The 20527-nt window shown below is 40.5% G+C and carries 20 protein-coding genes; all 20 read right to left on the bottom strand.

Annotated features, from left to right (window positions below):
- Position 1: 1 nt before the first annotated feature.
- Complete coding sequence (locus ACQ2HE_RS19105) at positions 2 to 361, bottom strand: glycosyltransferase (RefSeq protein ID WP_430902485.1); 360 nt, start codon at positions 359 to 361, stop codon at positions 2 to 4.
- Positions 362 to 434: 73 nt separating this feature from the next.
- On the bottom strand, positions 435 to 1655 hold the full coding sequence (locus tag ACQ2HE_RS19100; RefSeq protein ID WP_430902484.1) for a hypothetical protein: 1221 nt from the start codon (positions 1653 to 1655) through the stop codon (positions 435 to 437).
- A 365-nt stretch (positions 1656 to 2020) separates the two neighbouring features.
- The gene (asnB, locus tag ACQ2HE_RS19095; RefSeq protein ID WP_430901738.1) at positions 2021 to 3883 is read right to left on the bottom strand and encodes an asparagine synthase (glutamine-hydrolyzing); all 1863 of its coding nucleotides are present in this window, start codon (positions 3881 to 3883) and stop codon (positions 2021 to 2023) included.
- Between the two features lie 94 nt (positions 3884 to 3977).
- The gene (locus tag ACQ2HE_RS19090) at positions 3978 to 4856 is read right to left on the bottom strand and encodes a transglutaminase-like domain-containing protein (RefSeq protein WP_430901736.1); all 879 of its coding nucleotides are present in this window, start codon (positions 4854 to 4856) and stop codon (positions 3978 to 3980) included.
- A 166-nt stretch (positions 4857 to 5022) separates the two neighbouring features.
- Entirely contained in the window at positions 5023 to 6039 is a 1017-nt protein-coding gene (locus ACQ2HE_RS19085) for a glycosyltransferase family 4 protein (protein ID WP_430901734.1), read from the bottom strand.
- A gap of 36 nt (positions 6040 to 6075) precedes the next feature.
- Positions 6076 to 7437, bottom strand: coding sequence for a hypothetical protein (locus tag ACQ2HE_RS19080; protein ID WP_430901732.1), 1362 nt, complete (start codon positions 7435 to 7437; stop codon positions 6076 to 6078).
- A gap of 69 nt (positions 7438 to 7506) precedes the next feature.
- Positions 7507 to 8679 carry a glycosyltransferase family 4 protein gene (locus ACQ2HE_RS19075; RefSeq protein ID WP_430901730.1) on the bottom strand — a complete coding sequence of 391 codons (1173 nt, stop codon included), beginning with the start codon at positions 8677 to 8679 and terminating at the stop codon, positions 7507 to 7509.
- A complete protein-coding gene (locus ACQ2HE_RS19070) occupies positions 8679 to 9569 on the bottom strand; it encodes an FkbM family methyltransferase (RefSeq protein ID WP_430901728.1) in 891 nt (296 codons plus the stop codon). Before ACQ2HE_RS19070 ends, ACQ2HE_RS19075 begins: the two co-directional genes overlap by 1 nt.
- A gap of 40 nt (positions 9570 to 9609) precedes the next feature.
- A complete protein-coding gene (locus tag ACQ2HE_RS19065; RefSeq protein ID WP_430901726.1) occupies positions 9610 to 10827 on the bottom strand; it encodes a glycosyltransferase in 1218 nt (405 codons plus the stop codon).
- A 65-nt stretch (positions 10828 to 10892) separates the two neighbouring features.
- On the bottom strand, positions 10893 to 11888 hold the full coding sequence (locus tag ACQ2HE_RS19060; protein WP_430901724.1) for an acyltransferase family protein: 996 nt from the start codon (positions 11886 to 11888) through the stop codon (positions 10893 to 10895).
- Between the two features lies 1 nt (position 11889).
- Positions 11890 to 12603 carry a polysaccharide deacetylase family protein gene (locus ACQ2HE_RS19055; RefSeq protein ID WP_430901722.1) on the bottom strand — a complete coding sequence of 238 codons (714 nt, stop codon included), beginning with the start codon at positions 12601 to 12603 and terminating at the stop codon, positions 11890 to 11892.
- Entirely contained in the window at positions 12600 to 13745 is a 1146-nt protein-coding gene (locus ACQ2HE_RS19050) for a glycosyltransferase family protein (protein ID WP_430901720.1), read from the bottom strand. Before ACQ2HE_RS19050 ends, ACQ2HE_RS19055 begins: the two co-directional genes overlap by 4 nt.
- 50 nt (positions 13746 to 13795) lie before the next feature.
- Positions 13796 to 14944, bottom strand: coding sequence for a glycosyltransferase family protein (locus tag ACQ2HE_RS19045; RefSeq protein WP_430901718.1), 1149 nt, complete (start codon positions 14942 to 14944; stop codon positions 13796 to 13798).
- A complete protein-coding gene (locus ACQ2HE_RS19040; RefSeq protein WP_430901716.1) occupies positions 14928 to 16046 on the bottom strand; it encodes a DegT/DnrJ/EryC1/StrS family aminotransferase in 1119 nt (372 codons plus the stop codon). The genes ACQ2HE_RS19045 and ACQ2HE_RS19040 overlap by 17 nt, the downstream gene beginning before the upstream one ends.
- A gap of 1 nt (position 16047) precedes the next feature.
- The gene (locus ACQ2HE_RS19035; RefSeq protein ID WP_430901714.1) at positions 16048 to 16683 is read right to left on the bottom strand and encodes a class I SAM-dependent methyltransferase; all 636 of its coding nucleotides are present in this window, start codon (positions 16681 to 16683) and stop codon (positions 16048 to 16050) included.
- Positions 16680 to 17168: an acyltransferase gene (locus tag ACQ2HE_RS19030; protein ID WP_430901712.1), complete on the bottom strand. Its 489-nt coding sequence runs from the start codon at positions 17166 to 17168 to the stop codon at positions 16680 to 16682. Before ACQ2HE_RS19030 ends, ACQ2HE_RS19035 begins: the two co-directional genes overlap by 4 nt.
- A 270-nt stretch (positions 17169 to 17438) precedes the next feature.
- Entirely contained in the window at positions 17439 to 18440 is a 1002-nt protein-coding gene (locus ACQ2HE_RS19025; RefSeq protein ID WP_430901710.1) for a Gfo/Idh/MocA family protein, read from the bottom strand.
- A gap of 44 nt (positions 18441 to 18484) precedes the next feature.
- Positions 18485 to 19234, bottom strand: a complete 750-nt coding sequence (locus tag ACQ2HE_RS19020; RefSeq protein ID WP_430901708.1) for an AglZ/HisF2 family acetamidino modification protein — start codon at positions 19232 to 19234, stop codon at positions 18485 to 18487.
- Positions 19235 to 19237: 3 nt separating this feature from the next.
- Positions 19238 to 19849 carry an imidazole glycerol phosphate synthase subunit HisH gene (gene hisH / locus ACQ2HE_RS19015; protein WP_430901706.1) on the bottom strand — a complete coding sequence of 204 codons (612 nt, stop codon included), beginning with the start codon at positions 19847 to 19849 and terminating at the stop codon, positions 19238 to 19240.
- Between the two features lie 39 nt (positions 19850 to 19888).
- The gene (locus tag ACQ2HE_RS19010; RefSeq protein ID WP_430901704.1) at positions 19889 to 20524 is read right to left on the bottom strand and encodes a methyltransferase domain-containing protein; all 636 of its coding nucleotides are present in this window, start codon (positions 20522 to 20524) and stop codon (positions 19889 to 19891) included.
- Between the last annotated feature and the right edge of the window lie 3 nt (positions 20525 to 20527).

Here is a 20527-nt window from a genome sequence, read left to right as displayed (position 1 = left end):
TCTAAAAAAATAGCTTTTTATATTGATCATTGATATTGGATCCGGCTACAAATTGAACCGCCAGTTGATGCGCTCCGTTTGACCACTCCTTATACGTAGAATGGTTCCAATCTATTGCCTGCTGAAGGCAGGAAATAAAGGCTTTTTTTTGGCTTAATGGTATTTCCCAACCTGCATGATGCTCAGCGAGTTGAGTCCATGGAGTCTGGTCACTGATCACTACAGGTTTCCCATTACAAAAGGCATCAAAAATAGCGTGTCCGAAGTTCTCACCTTGGGTAGGCAATGCAAAAATATGGTGTTTTTTATAGAGCTGGTCGAGTTCATGTGGTGGAACAGGGCCGAGAAACTTTATGTTCAAGATTTTAATTGAAGATGAAGGACGTTCTTGTAAAGGAAGAGGAACATCAACAAGAGGTGCGATAGCAGAATCGCTATTGAGGAATGTATCCCACCCCTCTTCTTGTTCCTCTACCTTCTTTGTATTTCCACTCTCCTCGTCTCCTCGTTTCCTCGCTCCTATATTCCCCCCTTGTTCTTCTTCCTCTCCCTTCTTTGTATTTCCACTCTCCTCGTCTCCTCGTCTCCTCGCTCCTATATTCCCCCCCTGTTCTTCTTCCTCTCCCTTCTTTGTATTTCCTCGTTCCTCGTCTCCTCGTCTCCTCGCTCCTATATTCCCCCCTTTTTCTTCTCCCTCCCCCTTCTTTGTATCTCCTCTCTCCTCGTCTCCTCGTTCCTATATTCCCCCCTTGTTCTTCTTCCTCTCCCTTCTTTGTATTTCCTCGTTCCTCGTCTCCTCGTCTCCTCGCTCCTATATTCCCCCCTTTTTCTTCTCCCTCCCCCTTCTTTGTATCTCCTCTCTCCTCGTCTCCTCGTCTCCTCGCTCCTGTATCTCCTATCTCTACAATCCCCTTACACTTCCCCCAATACTCCTCATCTTCCAACACACCTGCAATGGTCAATTTCACTTCGCCATTTACTTCCTTGAGGCATTCCAGTAAGAAATGTAGGTTTTTAACAGGGTGGATGCGTCCAATAAATAGGATATCGAGCTTACCCGATTCTTTGGGTAGTACTTCGTTTTCGAGGGCGGGTGAGCCGGGATAATTTGGTGCATAAAAAGATACTGCACCCGGAAAATAGGCTTGAATATCCTTGGTTTCTGTTTCGTCGGTTGCTTGAAAACGAATGCGTTTGTGAATGCCGAGCAACTTGAACAGTGTTAGAAATATTTTCTTCTTGGTAGATTTGAATTGAACGGCAGAGGCTTTCAACATTCCTCTGGGAGCGAGTACTGCCTTGCATTTGATCGACCCCATTCTGTGCATCAACAAGGGTTGAATGGCGAAGGAGAACGAGAACATGCTGTTCATGTAAATAAGGTCGGGTTGCAGTTCGTTGATGATTGCTTTCATAGCGGCCCATTTTAGGTGGGCGGCATCGGCATACATTACTTTGGCCGGACCGTTCTTATAGTTCACCCATTCATTCACAGCGGGTAAATCCAAGCTTCTACCTCCTAAATCGGCGGTACCCGTTAGAACATAGCATTCGTATTGGTATTGCCATTGCTCCACGGCATTCACCATTGATCGAATGGGGCCACCGGCTTTATAGGCAGGGGCAAACCAGTCTATGAGAATTAAGAGTTTCAAGAGATGGGGGGATTCACCGCAAAGTGCGCGAAGGGCGCAAAGCTGTCGCGAAGGGTTGTTGTATTTGGATGGCTTTCTGTGATTTATCTTTTTACCGCAGCGGCGCAACGAGCGCAGCGGTAACGCAGCGTTGGCATTCGCTCCGAATTTTCTCGTTACTCGATTCTTCGTCTCCTCCTTCCTGTATTCCCCCTGTTCTTCCCTCAATTCTTTCTGTATTTCCTCTTTTCCCGTCTCCTCTTCTCCTCGTTCTTATTTCCCCCTGTTCCTCTTCCTGTTCTTTTTTGTCTTTCCTCGTTCCTCGTCTCCTCCATCCTCCCTCTTATACTCCGGCTGTTCAATTATTAATTATTACTTATTAATTATTAATTACCCCCCACGTTTTTCTCAATCCAATACTCCAACACCACCAACAACCAAACTTCCATCCAGCGTACTTTACTATCGGGTTGTAAGAACGATTGCCAGAGATTTTGAACTGCGGTGGCATTCATGAACGGACGTTTCGCGAGTGCATTGATATGCGTTTCGCAGAAGGAACGCAATTCGTTTTTCATCCATACATTCCAGGGCAGGGTGAATCCTTGCTTGCGACGTTGTGTAATTTCTTTGGGAAGCAATCCACCTAAGCTATCCACCAATAATTGTTTGGGCGAGGAAGTGAGTTTCAACTCGTCGGGGATATTGAGAACGTAGGTAATTAAATCATGATCGAAGAATGGCTCCCGAATTTCCAATGCGTGTGCCATTCCCATTTGATCGGTATCTTTCAACAGCGTTTGTTGGGTGTAACCCATCAACTCGGCTATAGTGATTTGACTGAGATCAGGATAACCTGTAATAGCTTGAATGCTTTCATTGATTTTTGATTCAATGATCAGTTCTTCCGGAACTTTTAATTTGGTCAATTGCGCTAACTGATCTTTTGTAAACACTGATCGGAAAATTGGATAGGTATCTTCTACCCCCACCGATTCTTGTTCCATGATCAATCCCAATTTATGCAGACTTACTTTTTTCGATTTTGACAAGATCAAGCCCAAAGGCCAGCGCAGTAATTTGGAATACTTCCAATAGGGCACTGCCGACTGCAGCTTTTTGAAATGACGGTAAAAAGGATAACCCGCAAACAATTCATCTCCCCCAATACCCGACAGGGCTACCGTTATGCCTTGCTGTTTTACTGCTTTAGAAACAACATATGTATTGATACCATCACCGCTTGGAGTATCCATTGCATTCAATGCCGGCATGAGGTCTTGCAATAATTCTTCCGGCTTCAATAAAATATGATGGTGATTGGTATTGAATTTTTTAGCCAGTGCAGTAGCATAATCCGATTCATCGAATTCCTTTTCGGAAAAAGCAATATTGAAGGTATTGGGGGCATTGCTTACAGTAGACATCAATGCTACAACAGCACTAGAGTCGATACCACCTGAAAGAAATGCTCCCACAGGCACATCGCTCACCATTCTTGATGCCACTGAATTTTGCAACAACACACGGATATTAGAAGTAACCGCTTCATGATCTGAAAAATCATAATAGGCTTGTTGCTCCATGATATCCCAGTAAGCGAAAGAACTTTGTTGTCCTTTCTTCACTTTCATATAATGACCTGCTTCCAACTGTTTGATGCCCTTGATAATGGTTTCAGGGCTGCTCACCGATTGGTAGCTGAGAAATTCTAAAATTGCAGCTTCATTCAAATCAGCCTTTACTAATCCGGAGGCGAGAATGGTTCTGATTTCTGAAGCAAAAACAAAATATTGATCGTTTGAATAGTAGTAAAGTGGTTTAACTCCAAGTCGGTCGCGCACCAAATAGAGCTCTTCATTTTTTTCATCCCACACAGCGTACGCAAACATGCCTTTAAAGGCTTTTACTCCTTGCACACCAAAATGAGCAAAACTTTCTATTACAACTTCGGTATCACTGGTAGTTTTGTAAGTGGCATTTGGAATTACGGCACCTACTTCTTTGTAATTGTAGATTTCGCCGTTGTAAACCATGTGAAAATTTCCGGAGCGATCGGTAAAGGGTTGATTAGCGCCTGTTGAGGTATCGATAATGGATAGACGACGATGTCCGAGTCCAATTTGATTCTTCGTAAAAATTCCTTCTGCGTCGGGACCACGATGTCCCATAGCTTTTGTCATGCTACGCAGCGTGGATTCTTCCGCTTTTTTTCCGTTAAAATATAATACTCCGGCTATACCGCACATAAATGTCTAAGGTGTTAATCAGGCCTAAGGGGACTTCGTGTACTAATAAACGTAAAGGTAGGACTAAATAGATTTCTCGCGTAAAAATACCTGCTTACCATAAACCCGCTGCAAACTTTTTGTTAATAGGCTGCAAAAGTTCGGTCGCCTTTTTCAAAGGTTTGTGGCGATATAAATACAAGCGTATAAGCAGCAAACTCAGGTACAACGTGATTCCTACACGAAAGATTACTTTGTACTTACTCAACACCCACACGCGAACAGAAACTGTTTTCACATACTCCTCTCCTTTCACCCAACTTAAAATTTGCTTAAAGGCCGGCATGATCACCGGAATTTTGTTCCAGTTGGTATACTGAACATCTTCGTATCGGTAACTGGTATCGTAGCCAACAGGTACCTGTTGTTTGTAATAATCCCAATGTGATTGAATATCTGCGAATCCGGCGAGTTGACCTTTTTCATCAATGAATTTTAATTCGTACAAAGGGTCTAATACTCTCCACTTCCCGTTAACATAAGCTTCAATTATGATGTGGCCTCCGTAAATTCCTTTGGCCTTCATTTGACCAAAGCGAAAGGGAATATCAAACTCTCGAAGTAATCGTCCCATTACATATGAACTACTTCCGCAAGCCCCTTTTCCGGTCATTAAATCGAAGGTTACCGGTTGCAAGATTTCGGCTTTGAAACCTTTCAGATCGGTGTCTCCGAAAATTTTACGACGACGTGCTTCCAAATAGTGAGTCATGGAAAGGCACTTGTTTACGATACTATCTTCTGATTTTAAAGCTTCCGTGCTCATGGTACTGCGCACATTTTGGGCGATGGCGCCAAAAAGTTGCTCTTCGTAGGCATTTTCAGTATAGGCATAAAACAACCCGAACACAAACAACCCATGCAAAAAATAGGTCAATTTGTGGTTCCGGAACAGGTTTCCGGCAGCTTGTCGGATGCGAAGTAGAAAATTCATAACTAATTAATAATTAACAATTAATAATTAATAATTCATCAGATTCCAGTTGCGCTAGTGTTTCTCGCATTGCAAAAAATTGAAGTTGTAACAAGCACTTAATTTAATACAACGAAGCGCCAAAAAAGAAGTCTTATTTTTTGACTCTTTGAAACAAAGCGTGTCCTTAATTATTAATTGTTAATTCATAATTTTTAAAACTTTTCATATAACGGTACACTTCAACATATTGTTGTTCAATATACTTAGGTTCAAACTGTATTACATTGGTAAATCCTTCACTGATAAGCGCTTCTCTGTAATTGGTATCACTAATAAGTCTTAAAATGCCTTCTCGAATGGACTCAATTTGATGTGGATTTACCAAACACGCTCCCTTTCCGGCCACAGTTTTCATGGGTTCTACATTGCTGGTAAGTACGGCCCGGCCTGCTTTCTGGCCTTCAATGATGGGGAGGCCGAAACCCTCGTAAACGGAGGCAAACAACACGATATCGGCATCTGCATAGGCATCTGCCATTTGTTGATCGCTGAGATTTTTGCGGATTTCAAAAGAAAGTCCCGATTTCTCGAGTAAGTCGAGGGCTTCTCCTATGAAATTTCCCACCATAATCAAATGACAGGGAATGCCTTTCAAAGCTTCCAGCGTATTGGCCAGGTTCTTATTCGGTGTTACGCCAATGAATAAGAAGACAGGGCGCTCGGCATGGAATGTTTTGGGGCGATGGTAAATATGTTTGTCTACCGGATTGTAGATCACCCGAATTTTATCGGGGTTGGTTCCGGTATGTTGTACGATTTCGTCTTTTGATTGCTGAGAAATGGTCGTAATAACTTTGGCTCTTTTCACCGGCCAATCGAGGAATAATTTCTTCATCATCCAGCGCTTGAAGCCTTTATGCCGGTATAGGAACACACTGTCGTGAATGGTTAACACAGTTTTTTTAGCAGGCAGTGCGAGCATTAGGTAATGCGCCAAACCGGTGATATGATAAACATCGGCCTTTTGAGCGGCGGCGGCTCTGCAGTTTTTCAATATAGAAATAGGATCAGCTTTTCCTTCCGGAAGATGCCAATCTTGAAGGGTATCGGTACTACCCTCGGGCAATCCCACTTGTGCGAACACCCGTTCGAAGCTATGAAACTGCGGAGATGATTTTCGAAAAATACGGAGTATGTGCATCGTTAGAAGGTATAGACAAAGAGCGTGCCCTTAAGTTTAATCGTAGACCCATTTTTGGATGGAGGGGAAAACGAAACGAGCTAGAAAGTAAAATACAATGAAGTCGGTCAATAAACGTCCGAACATATACAAACCATCGGATTCAAAAGAAGCAAAGCTATATAGTGACACAGAAATAATTGAGTATCGAAGAAACAGGTTTAACTCAGTCATATTATAGAATACTCGATAAACGACACCAGTAAAAATCGACATAGCAATTAAAACAATGAACATTCCAATTGGGCCGAAATCGACATAAGCATCTGCAAAATAACCCAAGCTAAAAGATGATCCTTCCTTCAAACCGGCGAAACGTTTTCCAGTAAATTTGCTTGCTTTTTCGGAAGCGTTATAGAGTTTTTTATTAGGATTTAAAATTCTCGGAGTAAGTACATATGAGATATTTTCACCCCAGACTTGGCCGTTTTGAAACGGCATAACATTGGGCACACGATCCATAGCTAAGGCGAAATGATATACATATTGAACGCGATAGGCAGTGTATGCCAAGGCTTTTTGATACTTATCTAAATCCAATTTTCCAACTTGTTCAGAAACTTTGGTGAGCGCTTCCTCACGAGAAACAGATACAACTTGTTGCCTAGAACCTTGGTTTAAGAAATTTCGATACTCCCCTTTGATTGCAGACCAGGTAATCAATAAGCCAAAAAGCGCAATACCAATAAACGTAAGTCGAATAAATTGATTGAACTTAATTACAACAACGAATGTAAGCGACAGGATAATTACAAAGAAGATCACTTCTTTAAAGCTCGAAAAATAAGAATACAGGCCCACTATAAACTCATAAAGCACAATTCCCACCAGCCAAATACGATGGGTGTTTTTTACCCAAATTACATAACCAAGCCATAAAAGAAAAACCCATTTCAATGATGAAACGGTAACAAGAATCTGAGTAAACCCACTAGTATTACCCAATATAAAACCGATACCGCTTAAAAAAGTGGTAGAAATGATATATAAAATCAATAGCTTTCTTTGATTTATAACAGATGCTGAAACTTCAAAATCATTGTATTCATAAAACTTTAATCTTCCAACCACAATGCTTGATGCTGCAGCCATAACAAAAAGCCCAATAAGCGAAAGGAAATATGCATTATCGCCGTTGGCAGACAAACCATCCATTCCTTTATTGGAGAGGTTCATCCAAAACACAAAAGTGAACACCTGCAGCCATTGAAGAAAGTAAGAAAATATCAATATTCCCGGCGCATGAATTTTCCAAATGAATTTAATGATGCCTACAAAAACCAATAAGCCGGCTAAAAGATACGCACCGTTTGGTAAGAAAAGACACAAACCAAGAAGCACATACAGCATTATCACCATGCCCCCAGAAAACTTTATGGGAATATGTCTATTAAGTTTTTTCAATATATTATTCTTTCAACTGTAAAATTAGTTAGTTTCTGTCCATTCAATGACTGCATTTGCGATGGCATCAAAGGAAAATTTATCGATCAATTTGCCCGCATTTCCACCTAATTCCAATAAGTCCTTTCTTTCGAGTGCGAGTGCTTTTTGAAGGGTTTCTTTCAATGATGCTTGGTTTCTGCCTTCAAACTGCCATCCAATCCCGCACTTATTCACCAGATCTTCAGTTGCCCCGCAAAGATCCGAAGCTATTACTGTTCTATTGCAAGCCATCGCCTCGTTCAAAGCCAATCCCCAAGTTTCGCCGGGACCAACGGAAGGTAAAACGAAAATATCTGCCAAACGGTATACTACGGGCATGGATTGTTGGTTTTGAAAGCCGAGAAAATGAATTCTTGGGTCACCTGCTGCTAGTTCTTTCAAAGAAGCTTCAAGAACACCCGTACCAACAATGATTAAATGCGTTTTGGGAATGTTAAGCTCTTTAAATGCACGCATGAGTCCTAGGGGATTCTTCTTAGGTTCCAGTTTCCCTGCAAATAAGATTACCTTTTCATTGGAAGCAATACCTAATTCCAATCTCCACTTCTCCGCTTTTTCTTCTGCAAGAGAGGCATATTTAAAACGACTGTTATCAATTGCATGCGGTGCATAAAAAAGATGGTCCTTTGCTATCCCGTGTTTGATAAAGTATTCTCGATTGGCTTCCCCGGTATACAAAGCAGCATCAATATGTTTGTACACCCAACTCAGCAACATTCTTCTGATGAGCTTCTTAACAGAAAAATTCTTAGGTTCATCCAAAAGCGTAGAATCACCTCTAAACAATATGGGTACCTTTCCGGAAAAATGACGCAGCAGTTTAAGATGCGATTTAAAACTCCATCCAAAAACAAGCAAACCATCAGGACTAAATTCGCTGATTTCTTGAATCAAATTTGGGTTGTCGATTCCTGAGAAGTGAGACGAACCGGGATTAGAGGAACTATTTTTACTAAACTGATAGTTGTATCCGTCTAACAAAGGAATATCCCAGCTTATTTCTCTCTTAAAATTCGGATCGTACAATTTTCCAGCCTGAGATTGTTCCCAAGTATAGAACACCTTCACATCAAGCTTACCGGAGGAAGCTAACAATGCAAAAAAAGGCGCATTGTATTGTATAGGATGTGTAGTTACAATTGCTAGCTTCTTCATTAGAACGGAACTCCGAATACAGTTATTTTTTTAGCTTCTTTAACTCGCTTGCTTACCAATGCGATGTCCTTTATATAAATAGTGTTGTGTGTGCCCCAATGGGTAACAGCCTTTAAAGACCTTGTGAACGGCTCGTACTGGTAGGGAGAAAACCCGTGAGATTGTAAATTCTCATGGATAGATTTTTCATCAAATCCATAGTGCGTTCCACTTCCATTCAGTTCAATGATGATTGCTTGGAGTTGTGGGTTGGAAAGTGTTTGCTGCATACCTTGAATTACCGGCATTTCAAAGCCTTCTACATCAATCTTAACCAATTCTGGAATGCCTTCTTCTGCAGCAATGGAATCAAAAGGTCGAATTTGAACAGTTACCGATTTTACGCCGGTCTCTGATTCCTGTACCACATGATTAATAGTATCTAAATCGGTTGAAAATTGCACCGTTTCTTCTTTCGCACCAACACCAATATTAAAGCACTTTTGCAAGGCTTCCACACCATTTAAAGTACGGTTTTTCTCGACCCATTGATAGGTGTTTGGTGCGGGTTCAAAACTCAAGGTTCTTGCACCACACTCTGCTGTAGCCAACACACTAAAAATGCCCACATTGGCGCCAATATCGGCGAATAAACTCTCCTTTCGCAAAAAATGAAGAAGGAATGCCATGTCCTCAAATTCATGCAAACCTGTATAAATACTTCCGGTAGCACCTGTCATCCCTTTTTTAACCCAAATCTTGGAGTGTTCAGTTAGTTGATACGCAATGGTTCTCGGAAAGAGCCGTTGACTGAATTGCCAACTAAAGAATCTCCAATAGGCCTTTACGAGATTATGTTTGGCCAATGGATGATTAGAAATGTATTTAAGAATGTCTTTGATTCCGTACATGCATCAAATATTAATGATCGTTCAAGATAAGGTAGCTATATTATTTCGATTCGAAAGAAATGGCTCTTTCAAAAAGTGTCGTTTGCTTTTCTGTAAAGTAACGATCCGAAAATTGATTGGTTAGCGCGTAGTTTAATTCAATTGGTCGTTTCTCGAGTCCAAAAAACTCACCGATTCGTGCTTTGATTTTATTTTTTAGCATGGTAAAATCATCGCTAGCGCCTACTCCAACGGCTATTCCGGAACCGGACTTTTCTATAATCGACTTCACTAAACTTTCTTCATTAAAAATTGAAAAAATGGGGCGTTTAGAAAGAATACAGTTGTACACTTTAGAAGCATTGTAATCTTTGTCTTGAGAACCCGGAATAAAAATAATGTCCGTAGACTCCAAAGTTCGGAGCGCTTGAAAATAAGGTATACGATCGGTTTGTTCTGTTACCAAATTTGTGATTCCAAGTTTCTGAGCTAATTTTTCAATTCTTTTCTCTGCGTTGGCAGTATAACTAGTGCCCAAAAAATAAAAATGGTACAAATGGGGATTCGTGCATGTTTCTAAAAAAACAGAAAAGAATGCTTCAATAATAGGCAAGAAAAAAGGAGTGACCGCCCCAATATAGGCGACATTGATTTTCTGACCGAAATTTTCGAAAGAATAAGGTTCCACTTTTTGCTCTCCGGCAATTTCAAAATCTCTGGAGGAAGCCCCAAATGGAATCACTTCCATCGGAACCTTCTTTGATAACAATCCATAACGTTGTTCCATCATTTCAATATACCCTTTGGAAACGCTCACTACACCGGAAGCCTTTGGCATGGTATCACCTTCCATTTTTTTGTGAATGGAATAGGCAAATCCGTGTTTCGGTGGACGCAAGTGCTTGGGTTTATCGAGGTAGAAATCGTTTCTCCACGGATCTTGAAGATCAATTACAAAAGGTATCTTGAATTTTCGTTTCCAATATTGACCCAGCCAACACACATGAAAGGCGGTAGTGCTGAAATAGATAAGATCGAATTTCTCCTTTTTTAGCAATCGATTTCCTGCCTTTTGCATGTGCCACAAAGCGCGCATTCCCAAAGCGCCCAAGCCAACTTTACGTGTATGCTTGGTTGAGAATGCTTTCACTTTAATCACCCTCACATCCTTGGGAACGGATGCCTCTAACACAGGATCGCGAAATCCTTCTACAAAGGCAGGGTCTACAGTTAGCACTGTTGGAATCCAGCCGAACTCCAAAAAAAACGGAAGACTCATTCTCACTCGATGTTGATCGGGCGTATTGACCGGAGGAAAATGGGGCGATATAATCAGAACCTTTTTCAAGAACTATAACGAAGTTTATGACTGTATTTTTGACAAGGCTTTTCCACTAACAGATAAAACAACCATGCCGCAACAATGCAAACTACCAAGCCAAATATAAAAATCAACCACTGCCTAAACTCCGAGTTCGCATAGCGGCCAAGAAAATTCAAACATTTACTTCCTATAGGCACATGTACTAAATACAAGGAGAAGGATATCTTCCCTAAAAAATCAGTGACCTTCGATTTAATATTTAACCAAGCTATTGCTCCGGCAGTGGCGCCAATACTCAGATACATGGCTGCCGGTTGATCTCGATGAATAGACACAGCCATACAAATAAGAACAACGATTCCAAATTCAAGTTTAGTAAGCTTTTCGAAACGCAAGGCACAAGCCGCAATTCCCGCAATAAAAAAGGGCATGTAACTGAATACATATAAGGGAATAATATAACTAGCCGCCAATAGTAAGGCGAAGACACTCATCATCCAAGTCTTACCTTTAAACATTATAGGTAAGATCAAAGCGATGAGTATATAATAATGAAACTCCGCTTCCAAACTCCAGTATACAGGCGAGAGCCATTCAAAACCCAAATGAGTGGGTAAATAAGCTACATGAGAGGCTACCTGGCCAATGCTTAAGTTGAAACTTCCTTCCTTATAGCCAGGCATGTACATAGAAATGTATCCTAGTACAATTATCATGAGGATTGACACGAGATACGGTGGTTCGATACGAATGCATCGCTTTGCCAGAAATCGAAAAAAATGACTTAAAGTATATTTCCCCTTGATCATTGAATAGGGAATAATGAATCCGGAAACCACAAAAAACACTTCTACTCCCAACCATCCAAAGGCAAATATTTTACTTAAAATAGCTGCTGATCCTTCCAAAGGCAAATTGGTTTTTGTCAAATGAAACAAACAAACTGCAAGAGATGCAATACCTCTCAGCGTTTCAATAGTTTCAATTTTACCCTTTTGCTGGCTTTCCGTTTTCATGTTATCCTTTTATGGCACGATAAATTCGATAGGACAAACTGAGCTTCTGAGCCAATGTCTTTTCATTGTCTCCATCATGATAGATAAATCTTCGAATAGCATATCGATCACCTTTTGGATGATAGATCCCCAAGCCAAATTTCAATCCGATGGATTTAAGCATTTCTTGATATCTATCGGGTACTCGTCCAAATGGCCATGCCATCGACTTGATAGTTGTTTTTGTTAGTTCAGTAAGAATTTCTTTTGAGTTTAATAATTCGGCTTGCGCTTGTTCAAAAGAAACGGTATCCAACTCAATATGCTGATGCCCATGCACTCCAATCTCGAATCCAGCCATTGCCACATCCCGCAATTCAGACTCAGACATGATCTCAATTGAGGATTTTCCTTGTTTACTGTCCCAAGTGTTACTGCCAGAAAAATGAGCGGTAGGCATGTAAAGCACAGCCTTCATATTTCTTCTCTGCAATTCGGGAATAGCGAAATCCAATAAATGACGGTAACAATCGTCAATCGTTAACATCACTTGTTTTGAAAAAATGGAAGAGGATTGAGCTGTCCAAGAATTGAAATCCTTGGTTTCAATTCCGTTCTTTTCAATGTAATCAAGTAAGCGAATAAAACTTTCTTTGGAAATAGCATAAGGCTTATGATCCTCAAGTCTCGGATCATCACCAATATGATGAAGCATCGCAATGGGTGGAAAGGTCATTTTAAAGCGTTTCGTACGGTATCGATTAATTTCCCTTCTTGAGATTCCCAAGAAAAAAACTTATCATAATTATCAATAATCTGTTTGGCGTCTTTAGCGTTAATCCTTATTTGGTGTATCGCTTCAGCTATCTCATTCGGGCTATCGAAACCAACAACATGAACAGCACCTTCCATCTTTTCTGCTACTTCAAGCTGCCCCAATGTTTTTGTAGCAATTACTTGAATACCCGACTGCAGGTATTGAAGAATTTTATTCGTAACAGTTGTATTCCTGCTTTCGGGCATTTCACGTTCCAGTGCTAGCCCTATAGTATGTTTTGCAATTTCTTTCTGCAACTGATCTGCAGGAATTTGTTGTGACCAAATAAGTTGATGGCCCTTTGAAAATGGAAACAATGACTCAAACTCATTCTTCAAACTTTCATCATGATCACCAATTAACTTCAATGATATAGGGAAGTCGACTACTTTAAGCGCTTGAAAAACTGTTTCTATTCCACGGTCTGTGCCAATTGTTTGTGAAAACCAAATTATAGAAACACTATTTGAATGTTTACTTTCTAAATCTACTTCAACCTTAGGAAAACCATTGTATATTACTACTGGCCTAGCCGTTGCAGTGTAATAGTCTTTGATGGCATCTGCCATTGCATTTGATGGAGTCAAACAAAAGGCCGAATTATTTAGAGCGTATTTTTCTATCTTTTCGAGAAATTTTACCGGCCTCAGTTTGTTGATATAATCGTGAGAGTACCAATCTTCAAAATCAAAACCTACTCTTTTACCTTTTTCGGCAAGTTTTGTGCCTACGTATTGTGCGCAATCAATATGAACGATGTACAAATCAGCCTCTTCCTTTAAAGAAGCTTCAAGTAACAATTCTGGAGCATATCCTAATAGCAATGGGGATTCGAAACCAAAATAGATCTTTAGATAAGATACTATCTTCTTCCGAAGTCGATAATAAAATCGTAGCAAAAATGGCGACTCAGTTTCAATTAGATTTAATACCGGTTTATAGGTAACCCCTTTTATTGCTTTCAGTAGGTTTTGATCGCGTTCAAGCTGTTGAAACGATGTAAAAATCGTCAAAGCCACAACCTCATATCCTGCTTTGCTCAATGCCAGCGCTTCTTTCAATAGCCTTGGATTAGTGCAAATGTGATGATCAGAAATCAAACAAATTTTCCTCATTTCCGTGCCTCTGTTTCTATCAGTAATGAAATTTTTCTAATCTGATTTACATATGTGTTGTCAAGTGCATAGTCAATTCTCTTGATTCTATTTTGCCTACTTGATAGTTCCGAAAATGCGCTCTTCAACTGATTAAATTTCTCAATCACATCTTCGTTTTGTTCAATCGTATATACCAGTTCTGAATCTTGATACATTATCATTGGAGAAGTAAAAACAACAGCTCCTGTGGACAGATACTCCATAATTTTATGCGGGTTTCCATTGTCCCACCTTGCGGAATATTGAAATTCAAGATTAATAAGGACGTCCACATCTTTAAAGGTTTCAATTATTTCGGAAGAAGACTTGGGCCCTACTAATTTTACATATTTGTAACTAGACAATTTATTGATAAAACTCTCAATTTCATTAAAATCATGCCCTCCAAGATTGTTCTGCTTAGCATCAAAAGGACCAGCAAAGACAAACTCTACATCTGGATTTGCTTCTACTAATCTTAAAATTCGATCCTTATCTAAACTCTGTTTAAGAAGCGATCCCCAAAAACCAACTTTGCGAATTTTTGTTGATAGATCGATCTTTTCGTTCTTGATTGCATCTCTTACTCTCAAAGCGTTCTTCTCAAAAACGGAATTAATGCCATGGTTTATTACCGAGCTAAAGACGCCTGGGCTTCGCTGATACTCTAAAATTCTATGAGATGTTGAAAAAATAATATCCGCCGTTTTTGAACATGGCGATTGCATGCGATCGTCAGTATGATCTACGGAATGATAGATTTTAAAATCGGCGCCAAAACAATTAAGATTATCATAGTTTCCATCATCGAAATTCCAAACAACTGAAAATTTACCAAATCGAAATCGAAATATTACAGCAAACTGTACCCACTGTAAAAAAGAAAAAACAATTGCACCGAGGAACTTTTTTCCTCGCGCGATTGGCTTGTAAGAAATTACAAATACTCCTTCTTCAGACTGTACCACTTTGCCCCAAACTGAAGAATTCAAATCAGGCGGGTTCAAAAAAAACACGCTATCTGCCACCGTAAGTAATGCTATAGCGTAGTTGTGTTTCGAAACTCTTAATTTCCCCCACTTTTCGGGACTAACTAAAAGGACTTTCTTATTTTGAAAAAACATGTTCTCCCGCGTTGATCACAATATCACTAATAATCGAAATACTCTCATCGCTTAGTTCAGCATAAATTGGTAAACTCAGAATCTTTGATTGATTCGCATATGCGTTGGGAAAATCTTCCGGCTTATGACCTTGAGAAGCATAACATGCTAAGAATGGAAGTGCAGTAGGATAGTGAACAAAGGTTTCTACTCCTTGCTCTTTCAATGATTGCATCAATGCCGTTCTATTATTGGTTTTCACCACGTATAAATGATATACGTGCTTGAATCCTTCTTTTACCTTGGGCAATTCCAAATCAGCATTTTGTAAGAGCTCGGTATATTTTGCCGCACGATCAATACGTGCTTCAGTCCATTTTGCTAAATGTGGAAGCTTTGCAGAGAGAATGGCTGCTTGCAGTCCATCCAATCGACTGTTTCTTCCTTCAATAATGTGATTGTGCTTTCCTTTCTGGCCGTGATTGGCGATCATGCGACAGGTTTCCATTAATGCAACATCATTGGTAGCCATGCATCCCGCATCACCATATGCACCTAAATTCTTGCCGGGATAAAAAGAGAAGCTGGAGGCATCGCCCCAGGTTCCGATCATTTTCCCATTAATGGTAGCGCCATGTGCTTGCGCACAATCTTCCATTACTTTCAAACCATGCTTTTTTGCAATGGCCATGATAGCAGGCATATCGGCCGGATGACCGAATAAATGCACCGGAATAATGGCCTTTGTATTGGAAGTGATGGCAGCTTCGATTTTTGAAGGATCTATGGTATAATAGTCTGCTTCAATATCTACAAACACCGGCTTCGCTCCCACATTGCCTACTGCCTCGGAAGTACTAATCCAGGAATGTGCAGGCACAATCACTTCATCCCCTTCACCAATGCCCCATGCTTTCAGAATGATTTCCAAAGAATCGGTACCATTGCCACAGGCAATTACATGATCGATACCCAAATAAGCTGCAAAGGCTTTCTCAAAATTACTTACCGGACTACCTCCGATAAAACTGGTATTCTTAATGGTATTCTCAATAGCAGTATCTATATCAGACTTGATAGAGAGATACTGAGCGTAGAGGTCTACAAAAGGAATTGATTGCATTTTAAAGTAGTTTTAGTACTAGGGCTTTGGTAACCCAGGTTTGTCCTTTGGAATTGGTGATGGTTCTTTCTTCTTTTACAGTAAGCACTTTTTCAAGGTCCTTCCATATTTTATCATGTCCTTCATATTCACACATGGAAATAATGAAGAGGCCATTCGATTTCATGTTTTCATCCAAACACTTTTTGATCGTTTTTACCGGACGGGTAAAATAATAAAGTGTCTCATTAAAAATTACAACGTCAAACTTTCCATCCACATACTGGTTGTCGTAGTTAACTGTCTCCCATTTTGCTTCCGGAAATTGCTTGGCCGCAGCTTTAACAGCATTATCGGATATGTCAATACCAAAAAATGAAACCGGTTGCCATTTCTTAAAATAAGAATAGAGCACTCCTTTGCCGGAGCCAATGTCTAAAATAGAAGCATTTAATGAGGTATATTTCTTGTAGAACTCAACAATGCATTCATAATGTTCAGCTTCATCGGGGTTTTCAAGATAGTCCCATACATCGCTGCTGTATTGTTGTTCCCAGGTCGACTTAGAGACCGGGCTTCCCATACCGATATGTTTGCCCACTGTTTTGAAGAACAGATGGTTTAATTTGTTGACAGCTCTTACAACTACATTGCTCATTTTGGTTCGATTGAACGGATTTTTTTCGCCGGATTGCCCGCGTAAACGCCGGGTTCGGTGATGTTTTTAGTGACAACGCTACCTGCGCCAATCACTACATGATCGCAAATATTCACGGGGAGGATGGTGGCATTGCTGCCGAGGGAAACATGGTTACCGATAACTGTGTGCTTCCATTTGGTTTGGTCGCCACCGGCGGGACCGCCTTCACTGAATAAGTCGTTGATAAACATCACTCCATGTCCAATAAAGCAGTTCGAACCAATGGTTACTAACTCACATATAAACGTATGGCTTTGCACTTTGGTATAGTCGCCAATGGATACTGATTTTTGAATTTCTACGAAAGGCCCGATAAAGCAGTTGTTGCCTACTTTGCAGCCGTACATGTTTACGGGCTGCACCACTTTTACATTTTCGCCGAACTGTACGTCGGGCGTGATCTTCGACTCGAAGAATTTAACGTGAGGGTGATGTTGGCTCATATATTTAATGAAAGAAAACCCTTAGAAGGGGCTAAAGGTTCTGTTTTTTGAATGTTTTTGGTGTGCTGGTCTTTTCTTTTTCACCGCAGCGCTGGCAGTCTTTATGCATTTCCTTCCCCCTGTTCTTCTTCCTGTTCTTTTTCCTCTTCCTCCCTCCTCTTTCACCACAGATACCACAGATTAATACAGATTCTCACAGATTAGTCTCCGAAATTCAATCAACCTGACCGCCGGCTGTTTCATTATTAATTATTACTTATTAATTATTAATTATCCTCTTCCTGCCGCCGAATATATCTTATCAATGATCTCTACAGTTTTTAATCCTTCAAAACCATTGGTAGCAATTACACCACCGTCTTGCAAAACTTCGATGACGTTTTTGTACACTTTATCATGATTACTCATGGAGCCGAAGTATTTGCCGTAGTTATTTGGGGGATTGCCGGGTGGAAGGTCTTTGATTTCGTAGCCTTCAATGCTTTGGTATTCTAATTCGTTCAAATACTGACCTCCAATTTTCACGGTTCCCTTTTCACCAAATAAAGTGAGAGATCCTTCCATGTTTTTATCGTAACTATTCACTGAATAGTTAATGGTACCGATGGCTCCATTATAGAATTGTAGGGTTGCAACACCTGTATCTTCAAATTCAATAATTCCCTCGTGATGATAGTTTTGGATATAGGCTTTTACGTCTTTCACATCCCCTACCAACCAATATAATAAGTCAACGAAATGACTGAACTGCGTGTACAAAGTACCGCCATCGAGTGCCAGCGTGCCTTTCCAAGAATTCGCATAGTATTCATTGTTACGATTCCAGAAGCAACTTAATTGCGCAGAATAAATTTTTCCAAGGCGACCATCATCAATCAATTTCTTAACGGCAGCAACGGGTGGATTGAAGCGGTTTTGCTTTACCACAAACAATCGACGATTGGCTTTCTCGGCTTCTTTGATCATTTCACCACAATCTTGCACACTCAATGCCATTGGCTTCTCACACAGTACGTGAAAGCCGGCACGCAAACTTTGTATGGTATGTTCAGCATGCAATCCGTTCGGAGAACAGATGCTCACTACTTGGATCGATTTTTCATTCGCCAATAATTCCTTAGAATCGGTATAGGTGTTCGCTCCGTATTTTTCGCCCAAGGCTTTTGCTTTTTCTTCTACCGTATCACATACAGCTACCAAGGTTCCAATTTTTGCGATATGTTCTGCGTGGCGCTGTGCAATTCGTCCACATCCGATAATTGCGAAATTCATGTTGAATTATTAATTAAGAATTAAAAATAATTTGATCAATTAGTTTAATTGTTTAACCTTTTTCCAGTAGGAAAACTGATTAAAACTCCCATTCCTTTTTTCTGATATACAAACATACTGGCCGCTGCTACAGCAGAGGCTTTGTGCTGAACTGCTTTTTCAAAATCACTGAAACCACCGGCTCCACCACATGCAATAACAGGAACAGAAACAGCAGCGGCAACTTTTTCAACCAGGTCAAGATCGTAGCCTTCCCAAGTTCCATCGCGGTCGATGCTGTTTACCATAATTTCACCGATGCCTGCTTCTTCCAATGTTTTAGCCCATTCTACAGGATCTTTCCCCGAACTCTGCGTACCGGAAAATCCATGTACTTTGTATCTACCAAAAAGGTTTTTCTTTACGTCAATGGATCCAACAACTGCCTGTGCTCCGTACACATTGCCAATTTCCCGAACCAAAGCGGTATTGGAAAAGAGAATGGAATTCAGGACTACTTTTTCGTAGCCATCGTCGAATACTTTCTTAGCATCATCGAAACTACGAATGGCGCCGCCGTATGCCATGGGCATGAAAGCTTCGCCGGCGATCTCTGCTATTTTTTTATGATCGATCCCGCGTTTATCGCGAGAAGCCGTATAGTCGAGCAATACCAGTTCATCGGCTTCTTTCTCGTTAAAGATTTTCACCGTATTGATGGGATCGCCCACATATTGAGGTTTTTGAAATTTTACGGTTTTGTACAACCCTCCATTTTGCAGCAATAGAACCGGTATGATACGTACTCTTGCCATGGATTAGAGTTTTGCGAAGTTTTCAAACACTTTCATCCCGAATTTGTGACTTTTTTCGGGGTGAAACTGTGTACCGTAAATATTGTCTTTATGAAAAGCACATACAAAATCGTAGCCGTAGTGTGTGGTAGCACTGGTAGCGGATTCGTCTTTTATCTTGAAATGAAAGGTATGTACATGGTAAAAGCGTGGTTCTGCGGGAAGGGCGTTCCAAAGCGGATTCTGATCCTTGGTGCTGATATCGCTCCATCCCATATGGGGTACTTTCAGACCCGGTACAGATTCGGTGCGGAACCGGATGGTGTCGGCACTCACCCAATTCAGTCCGTCTACATCGCCCTCTTCACTGTGACTGGTCATAAGTTGCGCTCCAAGGCAAATACCCAGGATGGGCTTTTTCTTTACCAGTACTTCTTCGTTCAGGAGGTCTTGCAATCCGGATTCCTTGAGATTGTCCATGCCCTTTTTAAAATGGCCTACTCCGGGAAGAAGTAGTTTGGACGCGGCTTTGATGGTTTCGAAGTCGGAAGTGATCACCGCTTCAATACCAAGCCTTTTGAACATATTTTGGATGCTCGTGAGGTTACCGAGCCCGTAGTTAACGATTGCGATCATCCATTTGCATTTGCTTAATAACGCTACTCGTGGAGCCTATTATTGTCCGTTTTTTTCAAATAAATAGAAATTAGCCCTTGATTTTTGTTGACCGTATCCATAGAATGGATTCTCAGTAATTTCAATCAACTTAAACTCAGGGAACATAGATTCAACATACTTTGTAAACTCACGATGATATACATGATCTGTTTCGTTTTCAAGGAAGTTCGTACTATAAACTAAAACATATTTGCTGCTTGTTTTAAAGAGATCTTTTAAATAACCAACAAAAACCGCTTCTTCGACTAAATGATACAACACATCGAGAGACAAGCTTATATCAAATTTTTGGCTCAAGACAGGTAAAGACGCATCATATACATAAAATGACTTGGAGCTATCACCTTGGAATTTCTCTTTACACTTTTCAATAATTGTCTTCGAAATATCAATACCTACAAAACTTGGATAATTAATTAAAGTAAGTTGATTGCCGTCACCTACTCCAAATTCAATCGCAGTTTGAATTCCATGTTTACTAATCAGACCATTTATATAGTCAGCTTTAAATTCTGAAAGCTTCCCGTAGGAACCGTCTCCGGAGTTTCCTCCTGCAGAGTATCGACTTTCCCAATAGGATTTAGAACTAAAGGAAGGTTTTCCTAGAATTTTGCGAATCAGTTTGGAAATCATTTT

The sequence above is a fragment of the Endoryza foliicola genome (assembly GCF_050589245.1).
GTDB lineage: Bacteria > Bacteroidota > Bacteroidia > Chitinophagales > Chitinophagaceae > Endoryza > Endoryza foliicola.
Note: the sequence above shows the minus strand (reverse complement) of the source record. Positions and strands in the feature narration are given on the sequence as shown.